This window comes from Alistipes sp. AM16-43, from assembly GCF_003435745.1.
Lineage (GTDB): Bacteria > Bacteroidota > Bacteroidia > Bacteroidales > Rikenellaceae > Alistipes > Alistipes onderdonkii.
Map to the genome: position 1 here is coordinate 72,986 of NZ_QTUQ01000003.1, position 20,335 is coordinate 93,320.

Annotated in this window: 15 protein-coding genes; 5 read left to right on the top strand and 10 right to left on the bottom strand. The window is 59.6% G+C overall.

The window, feature by feature from the left end; all coding sequences use genetic code 11:
* The first annotated feature begins 226 nt into the window (after positions 1-226).
* Both kbl and DW189_RS06350 read left to right on the top strand, forming a co-directional pair.
* Complete coding sequence (gene kbl / locus DW189_RS06345) at positions 227-1,414, top strand: glycine C-acetyltransferase (protein ID WP_117507238.1); 1,188 nt, start codon at positions 227-229, stop codon at positions 1,412-1,414.
* Between the two features lie 11 nt (positions 1,415-1,425).
* Complete coding sequence (locus DW189_RS06350; RefSeq protein WP_018695546.1) at positions 1,426-1,899, top strand: Lrp/AsnC family transcriptional regulator; 474 nt, start codon at positions 1,426-1,428, stop codon at positions 1,897-1,899.
* Positions 1,900-2,076: 177 nt separating this feature from the next.
* Here DW189_RS06350 and DW189_RS06355 read toward each other — a convergent pair whose 3' ends face one another.
* The 9 genes from DW189_RS06355 to DW189_RS06390 form a co-directional block, all read right to left on the bottom strand.
* The gene (locus DW189_RS06355) at positions 2,077-2,364 is read right to left on the bottom strand and encodes a hypothetical protein (RefSeq protein ID WP_022332750.1); all 288 of its coding nucleotides are present in this window, start codon (positions 2,362-2,364) and stop codon (positions 2,077-2,079) included.
* A gap of 216 nt (positions 2,365-2,580) precedes the next feature.
* Positions 2,581-3,933: a sigma-54-dependent transcriptional regulator gene (locus tag DW189_RS06360; protein ID WP_117507239.1), complete on the bottom strand. Its 1,353-nt coding sequence runs from the start codon at positions 3,931-3,933 to the stop codon at positions 2,581-2,583.
* A gap of 2 nt (positions 3,934-3,935) precedes the next feature.
* Positions 3,936-6,425, bottom strand: coding sequence for a hybrid sensor histidine kinase/response regulator (locus DW189_RS06365; protein ID WP_117507537.1), 2,490 nt, complete (start codon positions 6,423-6,425; stop codon positions 3,936-3,938).
* A gap of 228 nt (positions 6,426-6,653) precedes the next feature.
* Complete coding sequence (locus tag DW189_RS06370) at positions 6,654-7,973, bottom strand: ABC transporter permease (RefSeq protein ID WP_032134602.1); 1,320 nt, start codon at positions 7,971-7,973, stop codon at positions 6,654-6,656.
* Positions 7,974-7,977: 4 nt separating this feature from the next.
* On the bottom strand, positions 7,978-8,148 hold the full coding sequence (locus DW189_RS14415) for a hypothetical protein (protein ID WP_162508132.1): 171 nt from the start codon (positions 8,146-8,148) through the stop codon (positions 7,978-7,980).
* A 6-nt stretch (positions 8,149-8,154) separates the two neighbouring features.
* A complete protein-coding gene (locus DW189_RS06375) occupies positions 8,155-9,075 on the bottom strand; it encodes an ABC transporter ATP-binding protein (RefSeq protein WP_018695552.1) in 921 nt (306 codons plus the stop codon).
* A gap of 176 nt (positions 9,076-9,251) precedes the next feature.
* On the bottom strand, positions 9,252-11,243 hold the full coding sequence (locus DW189_RS06380; RefSeq protein ID WP_055211978.1) for a M13 family metallopeptidase: 1,992 nt from the start codon (positions 11,241-11,243) through the stop codon (positions 9,252-9,254).
* Between the two features lie 128 nt (positions 11,244-11,371).
* Entirely contained in the window at positions 11,372-12,634 is a 1,263-nt protein-coding gene (locus tag DW189_RS06385) for a phosphoglycerate kinase (protein WP_055201692.1), read from the bottom strand.
* Positions 12,635-12,766: 132 nt separating this feature from the next.
* Positions 12,767-15,094 (bottom strand): patatin-like phospholipase family protein, encoded by a 2,328-nt coding sequence (locus tag DW189_RS06390; RefSeq protein WP_055201691.1) that lies wholly within the window; start codon positions 15,092-15,094, stop codon positions 12,767-12,769.
* Between the two features lie 84 nt (positions 15,095-15,178).
* On the opposite strand from DW189_RS06390, the gene pheS reads away from it, so the two are divergent.
* From pheS to DW189_RS06405, 3 genes are read left to right on the top strand one after another with little or no spacing between them, the layout of a single operon-like run.
* Positions 15,179-16,204 carry a phenylalanine--tRNA ligase subunit alpha gene (gene pheS, locus DW189_RS06395; protein ID WP_055201690.1) on the top strand — a complete coding sequence of 342 codons (1,026 nt, stop codon included), beginning with the start codon at positions 15,179-15,181 and terminating at the stop codon, positions 16,202-16,204.
* Positions 16,205-16,216: 12 nt separating this feature from the next.
* The gene (locus tag DW189_RS06400) at positions 16,217-17,995 is read left to right on the top strand and encodes a tetratricopeptide repeat protein (protein ID WP_117507240.1); all 1,779 of its coding nucleotides are present in this window, start codon (positions 16,217-16,219) and stop codon (positions 17,993-17,995) included.
* A 5-nt stretch (positions 17,996-18,000) separates the two neighbouring features.
* Positions 18,001-19,125, top strand: coding sequence for a murein hydrolase activator EnvC family protein (locus DW189_RS06405; protein WP_022332738.1), 1,125 nt, complete (start codon positions 18,001-18,003; stop codon positions 19,123-19,125).
* Between the two features lie 270 nt (positions 19,126-19,395).
* Here DW189_RS06405 and DW189_RS06410 read toward each other — a convergent pair whose 3' ends face one another.
* Positions 19,396-20,190 (bottom strand): fibronectin type III domain-containing protein, encoded by a 795-nt coding sequence (locus tag DW189_RS06410; RefSeq protein ID WP_117507241.1) that lies wholly within the window; start codon positions 20,188-20,190, stop codon positions 19,396-19,398.
* Positions 20,191-20,335: the final 145 nt, after the last annotated feature.

Sequence of the window (20,335 nt, forward strand, 5' to 3'; positions counted from 1 at the left end):
CCTGTCCCGCGGCCGCGGCCGGGACATGCGGCGGGACGCCGAACCCGGGGATCGTCCGAAGGCCAGCCGGGGGCGGGGGAAAGTCCGTCCCGGCCACGGAGCTAACAAATTGTAACCGCGACATGGAAAAAAGCACGGGAGCAGTGGCTATTTTCAAAAATTAATCGTATATTTGCTAACAGATTGACACCTCACACACCGGAAATTCATCAAAACATTAACGGATATGTACGGAAAAATCAAAGAACATCTGCAGCAAGAACTTGCTGAAATCAAGGCTGCAGGGCTCTACAAGAGCGAACGGGTCATTACTTCGCCGCAACGTGCGGAGATCGAAGTTGCAGGTCGTAAGGTGCTAAACTTCTGCGCCAACAACTACCTTGGGCTTTCGGACAACCCGCGCCTGGTCGAGGCGGCGAAAAAAGCCATGGACAGCCGCGGCTACGGCATGTCGTCGGTGCGCTTCATCTGCGGATGCCAGGACATCCACAAGGAGCTCGAAAAGGCCATTGCCGACTATTTCGGCACGGAGGACACGATTCTCTACGCCGCCTGTTTCGATGCCAACGGGGGTGTCTTCGAACCGCTCTTCGGCGAGCAGGACGCCATCATCTCCGACGCCCTGAACCACGCCTCGATCATCGACGGCGTGCGTCTCTGCAAAGCCGTACGTTACCGTTACGCCAATGCCGACATGGCCGACCTGGAGGAGTGTCTCAAGAAGGCGCAGGCACAGCGTTTCCGCATCATCTGCACCGACGGCGTGTTCTCGATGGACGGCAATGCCGCCCCGCTCGACAAAATATGCGCCCTGGCCGAGAAATACGACGCCCTGGTCATGGTCGACGAGTGCCACTCGGCAGGCGTGCTGGGCAAAACCGGCCGCGGCATCACGGAACTCTACGACCGGCGCGGCCAGGTCGACATCCTGACCGGCACGCTGGGCAAGGCCTTCGGCGGTGCCGTAGGCGGCTTCACCACCGGCCGCAGGGAGATCATCGACATGCTGCGCCAGCGTTCGCGCCCCTACCTCTTCTCCAACTCGCTGCCCCCCGCTGTCGTAGGTGCCGGGATCGAGATGTTCCGGATGCTCGCCGAGAGCAATGAACTGCACGACCTGCTGGTCGCCAACGTCGAGCACTTCCGCGAGGGGATGATGGCCGCAGGCTTCGACATCAAACCCACCCAGTCGGCCATCTGCGCCGTGATGCTCTACGACGCCAAGCTGTCGCAGGACTTCGCCGCCAGGCTGCAGGACGAGGGCGTATTCGTCACGGGATTCTACTATCCCGTCGTGCCGAAAGGCCAGGCCCGCATCCGCGTACAGGTATCGGCAGGCCATACCACCGACCAGCTGGATCGTTGCATCGCAGCCTTCACCAAGGTCGGCAAAGAATTGAATGTCATCAAATAACTAATCCTTATATGCCTAAGACCTCATTAGACGCAATCGACCGCAAGATCCTCAAATACCTGATCAAAAATGCGCGCATGCCCTTTCTCGAGATCGCCCGCGAATGCGGTATTTCGGGTGCTGCGATCCACCAGCGCATCCGCAAGCTCGACGATTCGGGCGTGATCCTGGGCAGCCGCCTGATCGTAGACCCCAAGATGATGGGCTTCGACGTCTGCGCCCACATCAGCATCACGCTCAAAGACCCGCAGCTGCTCAAGCAGACCGTGGAACAGCTCAAGGAGATCCCCGAAATCGTGGAGGCACATTTCATCACCGGATCGGGCAACATCCTCGTGAAACTCTACTGCGTGGACAACGAGCACCTCATGCGTACGATTTTCGACGGTATCCTGCGTATCCAGGGCGTCGCCTCGACCGAGACGCAGATCTCGTTGCAGGAGGCGTTCCAGCGCCAGGTGAACATCGACTTTATCGAGGAGTAGTCCGCACGACGCCCCTTTCACAAAGGCGAAAGCCGGGAATCCCGGCTTTCGCCTTTGTGTCCGTACCTACCGGTGCGCAGGCCGTCCTGCCGGCCCCGGCGGTACAAAGAAAGTACCCCGCCCATACAGGCGGGGTACCCGGCAAACAATCGTTTAACTGATGATTATCCCGGAAGCTTACTTAGAGGTAGCCGAAGCTTCCGATGCGGAGGAGGAGTTGCCCTCACTTGTGCTTGTACTCTCAACCTTGTTCTCCTCCTTGGCTGATTCTCCGGCAGTCGAATCAGTCTTATCCGCATCGCCGGACTCCGATTTCTCCTGTCCATCGGTAGCCGGGGACTCCGTTGCGGGAGCCGCAGCTTCGGTCGCCGCGGAGGCGTCCTTCTTCTCGGGTTGCTGTGCGCATGCGAATGCGCTCCCAGCCATCAGCATCAAAGCTGCCATCGTTACAATTGTCTTTTTCATAGCTCTTAATGATTTAGGTTCCACTTCATTTCTTCAGGTTCGTAATTTGTCCCGTCGACCTTTCTGACTTTGGAAAGTCCAAGAGGCGTGCCATGCGGACAGAAAACGGAAAACCGCTGAATTACAGCGGTTAACAAAACGTGCCACAATCGGCGGTATGTGGAAAAGTGTGGAATCGCGCCACAGGTATGTGGAAAAATTCCACACGCAGGCGCATCACTCGATCCCGTAGAGGTGCAATTTGTTGTAAAGGGTCTTGCGGTCGATGCCGAGCAGTTTGGCGGCCTGCGACTTGTTCCCCCCGGCCAGAGCCAGGGCACGGCGTATCTGCTCCTCCTCGCCGGCCGGGTTGCGCAACGGCACCGCAACCGCACCGGAAACCCCGGCGATTTCGGCCGGCAGTTCGCGGCAGGAGATATAATCGCCCCGGCAGAGCAGCGTCGCCGACATCACCGTGTTTTTCATCTGCCGCAGGTTTCCCGGCCAGTCGTAACGCACCATGGCTGCAGCGGCTTCGCCGTCGAACCCGACGATATGCTTGTCCAGCTGGCGGTTGGCCTGGTCGAGGAAAAAATCGGCATACAGCATGATATCCTCGCGCATTTGCCTCACTTCGGGCATACGGAGCGTAAATTCGTTGATCCGGTGGTAGAGGTCGGCCCGGAACGTCCCGCGCGCGATCGCCGCTTCGAGGTCTTCGTTGGTCGCAGCTACCAGCCGGATGTCGACCGCAACTTCACGGTTACTGCCCACGGGACGGATGCGGCGCTCCTGCAAGGCCCGCAACAACTGCACCTGGGTTTCATAGGTAAGGTTCCCCACCTCGTCCAGAAAGAGCGTGCCGCCGCTGGCCGCTTCGAAGGCGCCCGTCTTATCGCCGACAGCCCCCGTGAACGACCCCTTGACATGGCCGAAAAACTCCGAAGCAGCCAGGTCGCGCGGAATGGCGCCGCAATCGACCGCTACGAACGGCTTTCCGGCACGCTTGCTCTGGCGGTGGATCAGCTGCGCCACATGCTCCTTGCCCGTGCCGCTGGCACCGTTCACCAATACCGACATGTTCGTCGGCGCGACGAGCCGCACATATTCGTAGAGCTGCCGCGCGGCATCGCTCTGCCCCTCGATATAGTTGGGCATATCCCCGCCCGCAGCCCGGGAAGTCTCCGGCGCCTTTTCCGGCGTTACCGGGGGGACATCGCCTACGGGCGCCGGGGCATCAAGCGCCTCGCGGATCTTTTTCAGCAATTCGTCGGGATTGACGGGCTTGGCGACGTAGTCGCGGGCGCCGAGTTTCATGCAGCGCACGGCGTTCTGGATCTCGGCATAGCTCGTCATCACGATCACGGGCACTTCGATCCGCTGCCCCGACATCCACTGCAAAAGGGCGATTCCGTCCTCGTCGGGCAACCGCATATCGCTCAGCACGAGCGAGTAGCCTCCTTCCGCAAGAGCCGTCCGGGCTGCCGCCGCACTGGCTGCGGTCTGTGTCCCGAACCCTTTTTTCGAGAGCCAGGTCTTGAGCATCAGGCCGAAGGTGATGTCGTCGTCTACGATCAGAATCCGTTCCATATTCACGACAAAGATACCTTTTTTTGCGCTTCCGCGATAATCGCGCGGATATTTTCTGCCGCCGTGCGTACCTCCCGGCCTAACGTGTCGGTCAGGGGGCCTTCCCAGTTTTCCGCCGTCCGCAGCGCCGCCGCCACCTGCACGGCCCCGAGCATCGTGAAGATCGGCGCCATCTTGTGCGCCACGGCTTTCAGTGCCGCCGCATCGCCTTCGTCCAACGCCCGCTCCAGCAGGGCACAGTTGGTCGCGCCCTGCTCCGCGAAGGATTCCAGAATTCCCCGTGCCGCCGCCGTGTCGTCACCCGCATAGGCAGTCAGGGCGCTGAAATCCACTCCGTCCGCCTGTTCCGCCCCGGCCGCGGAAACCCCGCCCCCGGCGGGCGGCACCGCGGCATCCGCGCCGCAGACGGTGTTCAGCACGGCAACCAGTTCATTCGCCGTAAACGGCTTGCGCAGGCATCCCGCGAACCCGCGTGCCGAGAAATCCCCGGCATCCATCTCCCCACGCGCCGAAACGGCCACCACGGGAATTGCAGGGTCGACCCCGCGCACCGCGGCCAATACGCTGAACCCGTCGGCCGACGGCATCTGTATATCGGTAAAAACAGCGTCGAACACCCCTTCGGCCACCAGTTTGGCGGCATATTCGGGATACTGGCAGCACTCGGCAGCCACCCCGGCCTGGCGGCACATCCCGGCAGTCATCTCCAGTTGCAGCGGGTCGTCGTCGATCAGCAGCACCTTCAAGTCCGGACGGACGGACGTGCGGGCAGGCTGCGGCGGGCCGCCGGGGTTCTTCCCGCTGCTGCGGCCTACCGGCACCGAGACAATGAACTTACTGCCCTCGCCCAGGCGGCTTTCGAGCGAGATGCTGCCGCCGAGCAGTTTTACCAGACGGTCGACAATCGAAAGCCCCAGCCCGAACCCGTCGACGCCCTGCGCCGAACGCAGGCGTACGAACTCTTGGAAAATGCGTTCTTTCTCCTCGCGGCCGATGCCCCGCCCGGTGTCGCGCACGGAGAATACCAGCCGTCCGTCCACGACGTCGGCCCGGATCGTCACACTGCCCTCGTCCGTAAATTTCAGCGCATTGGATATCAGGTTATCGGCAACCTGGCGGATCCGGAAAGGATCGCCCATCACCTCGTCCCCGGCCCCCGGCCCGGCTTCGAGCACAAGGGCGATGCCCTTTGCATCGGCCATGGCCGCAAACCCCTCGCGGATCGTCTCGAACAGTTGTGCCGGGCAAAACGCCACGTTGTCGACGTCGACCTTGTTGATATCGAGCCGGTAGAAGTCCAGCAGGCTGTTGACCAGCGCCAGCAGGTGCTCCGACGACTCCTTCATATTGTGCAGGTAAAGTCCCTCGCGTTTGCCCGTGGTGAGGCGCGAAAGCAGGTCGATATACCCCATCACCGATCCCAGCGGCGCCTTGATGTCGTGCGTGATGGCCAGCATCAGCTTCTCACGCGCTGCCAGCAGCGCCTCGTTGTCGCGGTTGGCCCGCTCGAGCGCCCTCCGGTAGCGGGTGCTGCGGTTGATATCACGCAGCAGGATACCCACGAACAGCAGCATCAGCACGACGGCGACGATGGCGATACCGCCCAACACGTACGACGACCGGCGGCGGATAGCCTCCGTCTGGTCGATCTTGCCCAGCAGGAACGCCGTATCCTCGGCTTCGAAATCCATGATGAGGCGGTAGATCTTCGTATTCACCAGTTCGTTGCTGTAGCGGAGGCGCATCCCTTCATCCCACGCCCGGTCGTAAATGCCGATGCGGTCGCTGGTCACCCGATCCTGCAACGTCCTGAGGACGATGGCGATCGTATCCTTCACGGCCGTCGCGGGGAGCGAATCGACGACCCGCTCACGGTGAGAGATCACGATGCTCGAATCCTCTTTGGGAGGACTGAACAGGTCGGCGAAACGGCGGAAGAAATTGCGCTTGCGCCGCGGCACCGCCACGGACAGCGTATCCTGCACCACCGTACGCACCGACACGCTGTCGCGCAAAACCGCCACGCTGTCCACACTGTCCGCCGGGCCGATCAGCTCGCGGATATTCTTGTCCAGCAGACTGGCCGTAGCCGCCGAACGGATCGTCCGCCGCAGGTTCATCGTCCGCCGTTCCTTGTCGCCCAACAGCCTCACGATGCTGTCCAGGCGCATCGTCTGGAGCGAATCCTGCTCCCCGGTCAGGATGCGCAACGAGTCGATATAGCCGCGCACGGTGCGCAATTCGCGTTTGTACCGCGCCTCGTAAGACTTGTATCCGGCGATCATCAGCTGGCCGTAACTCTCGGCCTGGTAGAGGTGGTAGAGGGTTTGTCCCACGACATTGCGCTTGGTGTGCAGCAGCGAATAACTGCCGTCGGAGGTCGAAAAACGCACCACCGCACGGTAAACATACCCGACTGAAAGGACGCAGACGGCAATCAGGATGACATAGCCCGCGACGATCTTGGTTTTGACGAATTTCGACTCTTTCATACCCCCAAAGATAGTAAAAACCGGGGAAATACCGGCACCCGCCGATTTCGCACCCGCACGCCCGGGCAGCACGAGCCGGCCGCCGGCCCATCCGCCGCGGGACGTCCCGCGCACAACACCGATCCCGGACAAGCCGATCCCGCACGGGGCGGACGGCCCGGCAGCACGAAAACAAACCGGGCCGCACGACAACGTACGGCCCGGTTATTCCGCGTTTCGCGGTGCGGACTAATACTTATACCGCATCCACTTGTACAGCTCCTTGAACGTCGGCTTTTTGCCGTACATGAAGATACCCACGCGATAGATCTTCGCCGCAAACCACACCATCGCCGTAAACGAGGCGTAGAGGATCACCAGCGAGAGGATTATCTCCCACAGGGGGATGCCGTAAGGGATACGCGCCATCATCACCACGGGCGACGTGAAGGGGATCATCGAGAACCAGAAGGCCATCTGCGAGTTGGGGTCGTTCACGACCGATATCATCACCAGCAGGGCGAGGATGATCGGGATCGTGATCGGTGTCTGCAACTGCTGCGCGTCCTGGATGCTGTCTACGGCCGATCCCACCGCGGCGAACATCGCCGAGTAGAACAGGTAACCGCCGAAGACGAACAGCAGCAGGTAGGCGAAGATGCGGAGGATAAAGCCGAAGTCCGTAATGGCCGCTATCACCTGCAACATCTCCGGGTTCACGTCGATCGCAGCCGCTGCGCCGGGAACCCCCTGTTGCATGGCCTGCACGCCCTCCATCATTTCGGGCGGCATCATCTGCGCCACCGCAAGCGCCCCTACGACGCACAGCGCGCCCCAGATCAGCACCTGCACGACGGCAACCGACGCCACGCCGAGTATCTTGCCCAGCATCAGGTCGAAGGGCCTCACCGACGAAACCATCACCTCCAGCACGCGGCTGTTCTTCTCCTCGATCACGGACTGCATGACCATCGAACCGTAGATCAGTAGGAACATGTAGAGGATCATGCCCAGTACGAAGCCCGTCCCCGTGGCTACCACCGACGATTTGGCGTGCGCCTCCTCTTCCTGCGACTCGTCGTTGCGGAAAGTCTGCATACCGACGCGGGTCTTCACCTCCTGGAGTATCTGCGACAGGTTTTCGATGTTGTACGATTTGAGTTTCTCGGCCTCTATGATATCCTCGATCTGCCCCGTGATGTTGCTTTCGACCGACAGCGACGACGACGAATTGGCATACAGTTTCACGTTGTTGGGGTTGGTGAGGATGTCCGAACCGATGTAGAGCACGCCGAACTTGTCGGTCAGCTCCTTACGCGCGGCCTCGGTCGAAAGGTCGGTGGGCTCGAATATCAGCTCCTTGCCGCTTTGCAGCCTGGGGGCTATCAGCCCGCTCTCGTCGATCACGGCGATATGTTTCTCGTCGCCGCCCGAATACTTCATGATGAGCATTGGGGCGAACATCAGGCCGACCATCAGCAGCGGCATCAGCAGCGTGGTGATGATGAAGGATTTTTTGCGGACGCGCTCATTGAATTCGCGCCCTATGATGATACCTACTTGTGACATGGTTTTACTTGTTTTTATGAGTTTTGTTCCCGAAGAGATTGATCAGCTGCGCCGCGACGAGCAGCCCTAAGCAGAGGTAGACCCACGGCGCAACCCGCTCCCCGGCACAGACGTCGTAAAAGAGGATGCCCAGCGCCACGACGGCGAAGACGGAGCTGACGATCTTGCTGTTCATGGCCGGCTAAAGGTTCCCGCTGACGGCGCGGATGAATATGTCGTTCATCGACGGGATGATCTCCTGGAACGAGCGCAGCTCGACGGCGTCGTTCACGGCGGCGATCACTGCGCGCACCTCCTCGTCGCGCTCGACATGGAGTTTGAGCGTAGCGTATACCGACTTGTCCTGCGAACCTTCGAGGATCTCGCAGCGGCCTTCGACGGCACGGCGCAGCGCCGCCTCATCGCCCCGGTAGGCCACTTCGAAGATGTTTGCCCCGTGCCTGCGGCGTATGTCGTCGACACACCCCGAGAGGATGTTGCGCGACTTGTTGATCAGCGTGATGTGGTCGCAGATCTCCTCCACGGACGACATGTTGTGCGTCGAGAAGATGATCGTGGAGCCCTTGTCGCGCAGGGCGAGGATCTCCTCCTTCAGGAGGTTGGCATTGATCGGGTCGAAGCCCGAGAAAGGCTCGTCGAAGATCAGCAGTTCGGGTTCATGCAGCACCGTGACGATGAACTGCACCTTCTGAGCCATGCCCTTCGAGAGCTCCTCGATCTTCTTGTCCCACCAGTCCTGGATACCGAACTTCACGAACCACTGCTTGAGCCGCACGACGGCTTCGCGGCGCGAAAGCCCTTTCAGGCGTGCGAAGAAAACGGCCTGTTCGCCGACCTTCATCTTCTTGTAAAGGCCGCGTTCCTCGGGCAGGTAACCGATACGGTAAACATCCGCAGGCGTGATCTCGCGATCACCGAACAACACGCGGCCGCTGTCGGGCGCCGTGATGCGGTTGATGATGCGGATCAGCGTCGTCTTGCCGGCCCCGTTGGGGCCAAGCAACCCGTAGACCGAACCTCGGGGGATTGCGAGCGATACGTCGTCGAGGGCCTTGTGCCCGGCGTATTGCTTGGTGACATGTTCTACTGTGAGTAAATCCATGGTCGCTGAGAGTTATTTTTAGGGTTTGTTCGGCGACAAATATAACAACAATTTTTGAATATCAAAAAATATTTATCGTTTTTCGATATAATCAACATAGCAACCCGCCCGGCAGGGAAACAAAAAGGCGGCAGGGATTACCCTGCCGCCGGCATATCGATCGGGGCGGCACCCGCCTACCAGATAACCACGCGCTCCTCCTCGGGCATGAACATCTCCCCGTCGGTCATACTGAACGCATCGTAGAAATCCTGCAGATTACGCAGCGTGGCGTTCACACGCCATTTGCCCAGCGAGTGTACGTCGAGCTTCGTAAGACGTGCGATCTCCTCGTCGCGGATATTCTGCGCCCACAGCGTAGCGTAAGCCAGGTAGAACCGCTGGTCGGCGGTGAATCCGTCGATCGGCGCGGGCTCGGTGCCGTTCAGCGAGTTACGGAACGCCGTATGGGAAACGCGCAGGCCGCCCTGGTCGGCGATGTTCTCGCCCAGGCTGAGGGAGCCGTTGGCCATAATCGCAGGCTGGCCGTCCTTGGCGGGCAGCACCTCGATCGCGTCGAACTGCTTTACGAGGATGTCGGTCTTGGCCTTGAACGCAGCAGCGTCCTCCTCCGTCCACCAGTTGTTCATGTTGCCGTCCTTGTCGAAGTTGCGGCCCTGGTCGTCGAACCCGTGGGTCATCTCGTGGCCGATCACCACGCCGATGGCACCGTAGTTCACGGCGTCGTCAGCCTCGGGGTTGTAGAACGGCGGCTGGAGGATGGCTGCCGGGAAGCAGATCTCGTTGGTCGTCGGGTTGTAGTAGGCGTTCACCGTCTGGGGCGACATGTGCCACTCGTCCTTATCGACAGGCTTGCCGAGCTTCGAAATATTGTCGGCCGTATACCAGAGGCTGGCATTCACGATGTTCTCGAAATAGCTCTTCGAGGGGTCGATCGCCAGCGTCGAATAGTCCTTCCACTTGTCCGGGTAACCGATCTTCACCGTGAAGGCCGCCAGTTTTTCCTGAGCCTTGGCCTTCGTGGCGTCCGACATCCAGTCCAGCGCCGCGATATGCTGCCCGAGCGCCGTCTGCAGGTTCTTCACCAGCCCGAGCATACGCTCCTTGTCCTTTGCGGGGAAATATTTGGCGACATACATCTCGCCCACGGCCTCGGAAAGGATGCCGTTGGGCACCGACATGGCTCGCTTCCAGCGGGGTTTCATCTCCTGCTGGCCGGCCATCGCCTTGCCGTAGAAATCGAACGATGCCTGCTGGAAATCGTCGCTCAGGTACGACGCGGCATCGTCCAGGTACTGCGCCGCAAGGTAGTAACGGATATCCTCCAGCGGAGCGTTCTTCATCAGGTCGTTGGCGTTGGCGATCGACGATTTCGTCGTCACGATGATCGTGTCGAAGTCGCCGATGCCCATGGCTTTATAGTAAGCGGGCCAGTCTATGGCATCGTAGGTCTTCTCGAACTCGGCCTTCGCCGTGGGGTTGTACTGTGCCGGTATGTCGCGCAACTCGGTGTTCGACCAAGACTTCTCGGCCAGTTTCGTCTCGATGTTCATCACACCGGCCACGGCTTTCTCGATGTCTGCCTCAGGAATGCCTGCAAGACGGAAAAGCTTGCCCAGATACTCCTTGTAGGCCGTCCGGATATTCTCGTTCTCGGGGTCGAGGTAGTAATCGCGGTCGCCCATCGTGAGGCCCGACTGCGAGATATAAAGGGCATTGATATCGCTGTTCATCAAGTCAGCCTGCACACCCACGGAAAAGAAGGGGTTGGCGATCGCCGTGTGGAGTCCGGCAATGGCACCGGTCAGCTGTGCACGGTCGCCGATGGCGAGGATCTCCCCGACGGCGTCCTTCACCGGGGCTACACCCTCGGCGTTCAGGCGCACCGAATCGAGCCCCATCTTATAGAGGTCGGAAATCTTCTGCTCGATGCTGCCGGGCTCGGCCTTCATCTTGGTCATCTCCGAGAAAAGCTCGTTGATACGCTTTTCGTTGTTGTCGCGCAGGATATCGAACGAACCGTAGCGCGAATATTCCGGTTTGAGGGGGTTGTTCTTCTGCCAGCCGCCCGTGGCGTACTCGTAGAAATCGGCGTTCGGGGCTACCGAAAGGTCGAAGTTGGCCAGGTCGATGGCCGGGGTTTTGGATGTATTCTGACAACTTGCCATACAAGCTATTGTTGCAGCGAAAAGAATGATTTTTTTCATTGTGTTCGGGTTTTTTAGTGACGACAGGGGTGTCCGACCATGCCGGAACACCCCTTGTCTTTATTTCGGATCTGGATCGGAATGTCGGCTTATTTGCGGATCGCCGCCACACCCGGAAGCACCTTGCCTTCCATGTATTCGAGCAGGGCGCCGCCGCCGGTCGAAACATACGAAACCTTGTCCGCCAGGCCGAACTTGTTGATGCACGCCACCGAATCGCCGCCGCCGATGAGCGAGTAGGCACCCTTCGAGGTAGCCTCGGCAATAGCCTCGGCCACGGCGCGCGAACCGGTTGCGAACTTGTCAATCTCGAACACGCCCACGGGGCCGTTCCAGAGGATCGTCTTGCACTTGAGGATCTCCTCGCGGAACACCTTCTTGCCTTCCTCGGCGATGTCGACGCCTTCCCAGCCGTCGGGAATATTGTTGGCGGGAGCCACATCGGTGTTGGCATCGGCCGAGAATGCGTCGGCGATCAGCGCGTCGGGCGACATCACGACCTTCACACCCTTCTGCTTGGCTTTGGCCAGGATATCGAGTGCCGTCTGGAACTGGTCGGGCTCACAAATCGAATTGCCGACCTTACCGCCCTCCGCAGCCGCGAAGGTATAGGTCATACCGCCGCCCAGGATGAGGACGTCCACCTTCTCCAGGAGATTCTCGATGATGGTGATCTTGGTCGAGACCTTCGAACCGCCCAGGATGGCGCAGAACGGGCGCTGCGGGTTGAGCATAATGCCGTCGATGGCCTTCAGCTCGTTCTCCATCACATAGCCGAACATCTTGTCGTTGGGGAAATAATCGGCGATCAGCGCCGTCGAAGCGTGTGCGCGGTGCGCCGTACCGAACGCATCGTTGATGTAGCAATCGGCATACGAAGCGAGCCGCTTGACGAACTCTTTCTGCGGGCCCTCTTTGAGCGCCTTCTTGGCAGCCTTCTTCTCCTCGTCGGTAGCGTCTTCGGCCAGGCCGCGGGGCTTGCCCTCCTCCTCGGCATAGAAACGCAGGTTTTCGAGCAGCATCACCTCGCCGGGCTTGAGGTTTGCAGCCATCTCGGCGGCCTTCTCGCCCATGCAGTCGCCGGCAAACATCACCTTCACGCCCAGGCGTTTCTCGATGGCGGGGACGATCTGCTCCAGCGAGAACTTGGGATCGGGATTCTTCTTGGGACGCCCCAGGTGCGACATCAGGATGACCGAGCCGCCCTTTTCGAGCACCTTCTTGATGGTGGGGATCGCCGCACGGATGCGGGTATCGTCCGTTACCTCGCCCTTCTCGTTGAGGGGCACGTTGAAATCCACGCGGATGATCGCGCGCTTGCCTTTGAAATCGTAATTGTCGATTGCGAACATAGCTCTTTGATTTTGAATTATTTTGTTGAATTGATCTTTCAAATACGCATTACCGGGGCAAATTTATGAAAATAATTTAAAAAAGTGTTATTCCGATAACAGAAAAAATAATGCGCCCGGCGCCACGGCACGCTAATAGAACGTCCCCTTGGGCGCGAAGATCGCGTACCCGAAATTGAACGTCAGGTACATGTTCTTCCAGTTGCGCAGGTCGTATTTGGTCAGGGCCAGGCTGACCGGGCCGATCGGCGTATGGTAGACCAGCGACGCCTCGGCGATATAGTGCCAGCGCTTATCTTCCACCGGGCCCGACACCCCGGGTACGAAACTGCGTTTCTCGCGGAACATGGCGTAGAAACCCGTGCGCAGGAAGAAGTTGGGCATCAGGTCGAAAGTCGGCATCACGCCGCCCGCCGCGAACCGCTTGCCCCGGAAGTCGGGCATGTAAATCATCTGCGCGTGAGGCACCGGCTCGTAAGCCGGCATCGACATCACCGTGGCCCCCTCGGTCGTGAACTCGGGATGGTTCGTGATCACGCCGTCGACGTTCAGCCCCAGCGAAAACCAGCTGCAGCCCGGCATGTCGAAATACTTGTCCCACGTAAGCCGCGCCCCGACCCACTGGCGGGACGTCCGCGACAGGAACTTTTCGGCATCGAACGGCTCGTATTTATCGCGCCCCGTGACGAAGATGCCCGACAGTTTCAGGTCGGAACCCCGGCGGGGATAGAGGAACTTGTCGAGCGTATTACGCGCCAGCTCGGCCTTGATCCCGAAGAACGAATAGCGCGAATGGTCGGTATCGTCGGCGAAAAGCTCGTCGGAATCGTACCGGTAATTGACATGCCCGCCGTTGGCGCGGATCAGGAAGACGCCGCGGTGGGCGAGGGGCATTCCGGCGGCCACCGAGAAGAAACTTTCGCTGTTCTTGACCTGCCGCGTGTTGTCGATTTTGGTGATGTTGCCGAATGAACCGTGGCGGAAATTCCGCACGGCGAAATTGTAGGAGTAATCCAGGAACACGGGTTTCCACATGTAGAAATCCGTGCGCCCTCCGATCGTACCCCACGTATAGATCGGCCCGAGGTAGAGGTCGGCGCCCAACTGCTGCCCCACACGGCCGATCGTCTGGTAATTGACGCCGATGTAGGCCTGGTTGAAGGCCGTCGAGGAGACGTTGCCGCCGATCGTGATCTTGAAGTTGGGTTTGGTATGGAACTTTGCCCGGAACGAATAGCGCTCCGTCACGGTGTCGTATGCCACGTGCGGGAAATCCATCGTGAAATCGCCATCCGCAAGCACCGCGTAGAGGTTGTCGCGCAATTCGGAAAAACCCATCGGGCGCTGGCGCCCGGGGGTTCGGCGGTCTACCTTCACGAAGTCGCGGATATAGGCCTCGGGCGCCGAGGAGAGCCCTTCGAGCTTATAGTCGTTGAAGACCAGCGGCGGGCATTTGGCGCGGAACTCCTCGCGCCGCTCGGCATAGCGCCGGGGTGACCAGCGTTCGGAAACCCGCTCCAGGATCTGCGGCATGACGGCCATCGCATCTTCATAACCGGCATCCATCACGGCCACGGCGCTGTCGAAATCGAGCATGTTGACATCCACGGCACGGCGAACCGTGACGCTGCGCCCTTTGGGCAGGTCGTAATCCGTATCGTGCATCGCCAGCATGAAAGCCTGGTCGAGGATGTTGATGTCCTCGCCCGGCGGGGTATTGCCCGCCGTGCAGATACTGCCCACGATCAGGTCGGGACGGAACCCCACGTCGAGCGGACGCCACGGGAAGTTGTCGTAAATACCGCCGTCGTAGAGCAGCATCGAATCGACTTTCATCGGTTTGAACACCAGCGGGATGGACATCGACGAGCGCACGGCTTCGCACAGGTCGCCGTTGCGCATCACCACCGGCTCGCGGGCGTTCATATCGCTCGACACGCAGAGGAAAGGCACCATCAGACGGTCGAAGTCGCCGCCGGCAGCCGCCGAGGCCGGCGCGAACAGCTCCGTAAGCGCCATCTCGATCGGCGTCGAAGAAATCAGGTTCGTCACACGGAAACGCTTGCCCGAATTACCCAGGTTCAGGCGCACGCTGATAAACGACGGGTTGTGGCCGATCTGCCGGTAGTAGGGGGTATAACGGGGGTCGATACGCCCCGACACCCACTCCTTGACCACGCCCGAAGCGACGATCTCCCGCATCTGGGCGGGGGAGTAGCCCGCGGCATACATGGCCGCGATGATCGAGCCCATCGAGGTGCCCGCCACGTAATCGATCGGCACGCCGTTCTCCTCGAGGGCTTCGAGCACGCCTATATGGTAGAGTCCTTTTGCGCCGCCGCCGCTCATCACGACGCCCACCGAGCGGGGACGTGCAGTCCCGTCGTCGGGGTTCTGCGCCCCGGCGACCGTCGCAGCGAGCAACAGCACCGAGATAAATGAGAGGGTTTTACGCAACATATCTCAATTTTTTTATAACTTTGCACGTTATACTTAACGTAATAAGACGGGTAAAAATACGGAAAAAGCGTAAACAATCAAAATATGACCGACAAAATCAATGAACTTCTCCGACGTGTCGAAGAGTTCAAACCGAAGGCAGCGGCCGAGATCGAGGAGTTCCGCATCAAAGTCCTCGGCAAGAAGGGCGAACTGAACGCCCTGATGGAAGAGTTCAAGACGGTGGCCCCGGAGCTCAAGCGCGAAATGGGGCAGCAGCTCAACAAACTCAAGGTCACGGCCCTCGACCGCATAAACGCCCTGCGCGAGCAACTTCAGGACGCAATCGCCGACGACGGCGCTGCGACCGAAGACATGACCCGTCCCGGTTCGGCCGAACAGTTGGGGTCGCGCCACCCGATCTCGATCGTCAAGAACCAGATCGTCGAGGTCTTCTCGCGGCTGGGCTACACCGTCGCCGACGGCCCCGAGATCGAGGATGACTGGCATGTCTTCTCGGCGCTCAACTTCCCGCCCGAACACCCTGCGCGCGACATGCAGGACACGTTCTTCATCGAAAAGGATCCCGACATCCTGCTGCGCACACATACCTCGTCGATCCAGGTACGCACCATGGAGCACCAGAAACCGCCCATCCGCGTCATCTGCCCCGGCCGCGTGTTCCGCAACGAAGCCATTTCATACCGCGCACACTGCATCTTCCACCAGATCGAGGGCCTCTACATCGACGAAGGGGTGTCGTTCGCCGACATGAAACAATCGCTGCTCTACTTCGCCAAGGAGGTCTTCGGCGAGCAGGCCGTCATCCGCATGCGCCCGTCGTACTTCCCCTTCACCGAACCTTCGGCCGAGGTCGACGTATCGTGCAACCTCTGCGGGGGCAAGGGCTGCCCGGTGTGCAAGGGCACCGGCTGGCTCGAAATCATGGGCTGCGGCATGGTAGACCCCAACGTACTCCAGGCAAACGGCATAGACCCCGAAAAATACTCGGGCTTCGCCTTCGGCATGGGTATTGAACGCATCGCAATGCTCAAATACGGCGTGAAAGACCTGCGCCTCTATTTCGAGAACGACGTGCGTTTCCTCCACCAGTTCGACACGGCACTCTAAAACACCGGGCCCATGAAACGTCTGACAGCGATCACGGTACTGTGCGTGCTCTTCCTTTCGGCCTTCGCCGCCGGGAAAGGCCCCGCCGGCGTGCCCGGCTATCCCGATTCGCTGCGCAGCGTGTGGCTCTATACCGAAGGCATCAAACAGAATGCCATTGCCCGAGACACCGTCCGGGCGCGGGAATTCTTCGCCGAGGCCATCCGCAACGACTCGACCTTCGCACCGGCCTATTACGAAATGGCCGCCAACGGCATGTATTCCACGCCCGACGAGGCGGTGGATCTGGCACGCACGGCCTTCCGGCTCGACACCGCCAACAAGTGGTACCACCAGTTCCTCGGGCAGGCACTCATCTACGCCCGCCGTTACGACGAGGCGCTGGCCGTCTACCGCCGCCTGCGCAGCGACGAGCCGCAGAACCCCGACAACTACCGGATCCTGGCCGCCCTCTACGAGCAGGCGCAGCAGCCCTTCTCGGCCATCGCCACGCTCGACTCGGCCGAAGTGCGCTTCGGCCGCATCCCGGTGCTGAGCACCATGAAACGGCAGCTGCTGGTCGCTACACGCCAGATGGACAAGGCCGTCGAAGAGGCCGAGGCCATGGTCGAAGCGGTGCCTTACGAGGCCGAACACCACGTCGTGCTGGCCGACCTCTACGGCATTCTGGGCAAGGATTCGCTGGCCAAGGCCGAATACGACCGGGCATTGCAGATCGACTCGACCGACGTGGGGACGCTCATGTCGCTGGCCGATTTCTACAACGGCCGACACGATTACCGGGCGGTGCTGGACGTTACGCAGCGGCTTTTCGAGTCGGACAAGATGCCGCTCGACACGAAGATCAAGCGTTTCGGGATCTTCACCTCCGACATGCGTTTCTACCGCGAATATTACCCCCAGCTCAATACGCTGGCCTCGACGCTTGCCGTCCGCTACCCGCAGGACAGGCGCGTCGTGGAACTTTATGCCAAACACCTGATCGCCTCGGGCGAGCTGGAACAGGCGCTGGCGCTCTACAAGCTCCACCTCGACGACCAGCCGCCCGTCGAGGAGTATTTCCGTTCGGTGATCGACATCGAGAGCTATCTTCAGCATCCCGACTCGGTGAACCGTTATATCGGGCGCGCCCTGGAGCTCTTTCCCGGGCAGGTCGATTTCCACCTCTCGAAAGGGCACACGCTGAATTATTCCAAACAATACCCCCAGGCGATCAAAGCCTACAAACAATCGCTGGGCTATGCCCGGACAGATTCGCTGCGCAGCGTGATCTGGGGATTTATCGGCGACACCTGGCACCAGAAAGCCACCGCCGGCGAACAGGACATCGACGACGATTTCGCCCGGGCTGTCCGAAAAGGTTCGTTCCGGGCGGATATGAAGCAGTGCTACAAAGCCTACGACCACAGCCTGCGCTACGATCCGGATAACGCCATGGTACTCAACAACTACGCCTATTTCCTCTCGCTCGAAGGGCGTGAACTCGAAAAGGCGCTCACGATGTCGAGCCGCGCCATCGCCCTCACGGACAACAACCCCACATACCTGGACACCCATGCCTGGGTGCTCTTCAAGCTGGGACGCACGGCCGAGGCCAAGAAGGTGATGCAGCAGGCCATCGCCCTCGACGGGCAGGAGAGTGCGGCACTGCTGGTTCATTACGGGGATATCCTGCATGCCATGGGCGAACAGTTCATGGCCGAAATATACTGGCGCAAGGGACTCGAAAAGGGCTACGACGCCGACCAGATCACCCGCCGCATGGAACAGGGCAAAGCCGAAAAAGAGTGACCGTGATGAAGCCCGCCCGCATACTGACCCTCCTTTTCCTGTTCGCCGCCTTTACCGCTGCGGCGCAGGGGGGCCGCGATGCCATCGAAGAGCAGAAACGGGTCATCGCCGCCCTGGAAAAGAGGATTGCCGACGAGGAACGCGCGATCTCGAAGATACAGGAAGGCCGCGCCGCCACCGAGGAACGGGTTCGCCGCCTGGCGCGCCAGCTCGACTCCCGCAACCAACTGCTCGAAGAGACCGAGAAGCAGGCGCGCCTGCTTCGCAAGGAGATATCCCGTACGGACAGCGTCGCCGGCGATCTCAGCTCGGCCCTGGAGCGCAACCGCACGCAGTATGCCGAGATGGTACGCGAGGCCTACCGCAACTATAAGCACAACAATTACCTGACCTACATTTTTTCGTCGCGCGACTTCACCGACGTCGCGAAAAAGATCACCAACCTGCGTGAAGTGGCTTCGATGCGCGAACGCAAACTGCACGACATCGCCGCACTTTCGGAACAGGTCGCCCACGAGAAGGCGCAGCTCGACCGCCGCAAACGCTCGTTGGACTCGGTGACGCAGAACCTCACCGCCCAGAAACAGAAGCTCCAGCGCGATTCGCGCAACGCCCGGGCCAATATTCGCCAGATGTCGCAAAAGGAGAAACAGGCCCTGCAACGCAAACTGTCGCAGGAACAGCAGCTCGACGTGGCCATCAGCGAGCTGCGCAAACTCACCAAAGGCAATACCGAGGGTGCGTCGTTCTCGACCAAGACCACGGGGCTGAGGCTTCCCGTCACGGCCGGTTCCGTAAAACGCTACAAGGAAAACATGGCCGAGATCTCCGGCCCCAAGGGTGCGCACGTCATTTCGATCTACGACGGAAAGGTCGTCGAAATCAAGCGCAACCGCATCACCAACAAATACGACGTTTTCGTGGCTCACGGCGAATATATAACCTCCTATGCCAACATGGGGTCGATCTGCGTCGAAAAAGGCCAGAAAGTGGCAAGAAACGAACAGTTGGGCACCATCGGCTCGTCGGTCAACATCATGACGATGGAAACCGAGTACAAACTGGTATTCGGCATCTACCCGCCAAACCCCGGCGAGAAGCTCCGCGCCGAAAACTGTTTCAAACGGTAAACCCCGGCAATAAACACCGGATCGGGAATCCTTCCGAACGGTAACCCCGGACACGCCACGCCGAAAAACCGTTTCGGGCGAAGGATAAATCCCATCAAATATTTTTGGCAACGGCGGGCAGAAATCCCCCTCTAAACCTGGCTAGCTCTCCCGTCGACCTTTTCCGGATCAAAAAAACCTTTTCCGCAGCCCTGTATCTGGCCAGAACGGAATACAACAGCGGGATCCCGCAAAAACAGGATCCCGCTTACCAATTATTCCGGAAAGTCGTCAGACCTCCGGCGAATCGAGGATAATCACCGGGTCGCCTATGTTGGCGGGGATTTCGACCCAAAACCAGTTCAGGTCGCCCGGTTTATCGGCCGCATCCACGCCCACGACATAGTAGAAGAGCTTGTCCCCGGCCTTGAACCCGGCGCCGTTGTTATTGAACTTGTGCCCGGCCGTGTCCATATAAACACCCGGCACACCGTCCTCGTAATCCATCAGGATATACCCGATCAGCGTCTTTTCGTCATCATACCCTTCGCCGATGACATTCACCGTCTCGGTACTCGAATAAAAATGCGCACACTTGACATTGGCTTTGTTGGTGACACGCAACGTCCCCTTTCCGCCGACCGTCTCGTAAGAAAACTCGACATCGACCCACGGCGACGTCACGACGACCGGCTCGTCGGCTGTCGTCGTCGAAGCCTTTGCCGGATCCGAATCGGTATATCCGGGGGCGTCTCCGGCCAGCGCAACGACTTCGAGCGTATATTCCGTAGCGGGTTTTAGCCCCGAAAAAGAGACTTCCACGGCATCATACGAAGCGATCTCAGCCACGACGACCTCCTGTCCACCTTCAGTCGTCAGCAGTTTATAACCGAAAGCCGCAGCATGCTCCACGGCCGTCCACGAGGCCGCGAACGACGTGGGTTTGACGTCCTTGAAGACAATCCCGGGCGAAGCGAGTTTCACAGGCTGCGGATCGGGTTCGGATCCTTTGTCGTCATCACATCCCGAAAACAACGCCACGGCAAAAAAAGCCGCAAGCGCGGTAAGCATTTTGAAGATTTTCATTTTGAGAGATTTTTGGGTTAATACTTCGTGACGAGGTAAATATAACGGTTTTTCCGTATCGTTATTCGCCCCGATATATCAATAAGAAATTGTATATCAGAACAATATGAAACAAAAAACCAGGACATGGCGGCAATGTATCCCC

Bases quoted from the DNA above. Each gene is read 5' to 3' on its own strand.
- kbl (WP_117507238.1), top strand. From the start codon at position 227: ATGTACGGAAAAATCAAAGAACATCTGCAGCAAGAACTTGCTGAAATC.
- DW189_RS06350 (WP_018695546.1), top strand. From the start codon at position 1,426: ATGCCTAAGACCTCATTAGACGCAATCGACCGCAAGATCCTCAAATAC.
- DW189_RS06355 (WP_022332750.1), bottom strand. From the start codon at position 2,364: ATGAAAAAGACAATTGTAACGATGGCAGCTTTGATGCTGATGGCTGGG.
- DW189_RS06360 (WP_117507239.1), bottom strand. From the start codon at position 3,933: ATGGAACGGATTCTGATCGTAGACGACGACATCACCTTCGGCCTGATG.
- DW189_RS06365 (WP_117507537.1), bottom strand. From the start codon at position 6,425: ATGAAAGAGTCGAAATTCGTCAAAACCAAGATCGTCGCGGGCTATGTC.
- DW189_RS06370 (WP_032134602.1), bottom strand. From the start codon at position 7,973: ATGTCACAAGTAGGTATCATCATAGGGCGCGAATTCAATGAGCGCGTC.
- DW189_RS14415 (WP_162508132.1), bottom strand. From the start codon at position 8,148: ATGAACAGCAAGATCGTCAGCTCCGTCTTCGCCGTCGTGGCGCTGGGC.
- DW189_RS06375 (WP_018695552.1), bottom strand. From the start codon at position 9,075: ATGGATTTACTCACAGTAGAACATGTCACCAAGCAATACGCCGGGCAC.
- DW189_RS06380 (WP_055211978.1), bottom strand. From the start codon at position 11,243: ATGGCAAGTTGTCAGAATACATCCAAAACCCCGGCCATCGACCTGGCC.
- DW189_RS06385 (WP_055201692.1), bottom strand. From the start codon at position 12,634: ATGTTCGCAATCGACAATTACGATTTCAAAGGCAAGCGCGCGATCATC.
- DW189_RS06390 (WP_055201691.1), bottom strand. From the start codon at position 15,094: ATGTTGCGTAAAACCCTCTCATTTATCTCGGTGCTGTTGCTCGCTGCG.
- pheS (WP_055201690.1), top strand. From the start codon at position 15,179: ATGACCGACAAAATCAATGAACTTCTCCGACGTGTCGAAGAGTTCAAA.
- DW189_RS06400 (WP_117507240.1), top strand. From the start codon at position 16,217: ATGAAACGTCTGACAGCGATCACGGTACTGTGCGTGCTCTTCCTTTCG.
- DW189_RS06405 (WP_022332738.1), top strand. From the start codon at position 18,001: ATGAAGCCCGCCCGCATACTGACCCTCCTTTTCCTGTTCGCCGCCTTT.
- DW189_RS06410 (WP_117507241.1), bottom strand. From the start codon at position 20,190: ATGAAAATCTTCAAAATGCTTACCGCGCTTGCGGCTTTTTTTGCCGTG.